This window comes from Polaromonas sp. CT11-55, from assembly GCF_047303325.1.
In the GTDB taxonomy this organism is placed as follows: domain Bacteria; phylum Pseudomonadota; class Gammaproteobacteria; order Burkholderiales; family Burkholderiaceae_C; genus Polaromonas.
Window position 1 is genome coordinate 1 of record NZ_JBKBEX010000099.1, and the last position, 231, is coordinate 231.

General features: G+C 64.5%; 1 protein-coding gene. It reads left to right on the forward strand.

What is annotated here, in order from left to right; all coding sequences use genetic code 11:
* A partial coding sequence (locus tag ACEN8I_RS24220) for a bL17 family ribosomal protein (protein WP_413331206.1) occupies positions 1-231 on the forward strand: 231 nt, incomplete at both ends.

Genomic DNA, 231 nt, shown 5'->3' on the forward strand with positions numbered 1-231 from the left:
CACCAAGGGACCGCGCCTGGGCGGCAGCCCGACGCACGAGAAGATGATGCTGCAGAACCTCTCTGCAAGCCTGTTCGAGAACCGCTCGATCACCACCACCCTGACCAAGGCCAAGCGTGTCCAGCCCTTCGCTGAGCGCCTGATCACCTTCGCCAAGAAGGGTGACCTGGCGGCACGCCGCAAGGTGGTCGGCCAGCTCTCTGCGAAGAACGCCACCAACCAGGCGATCGT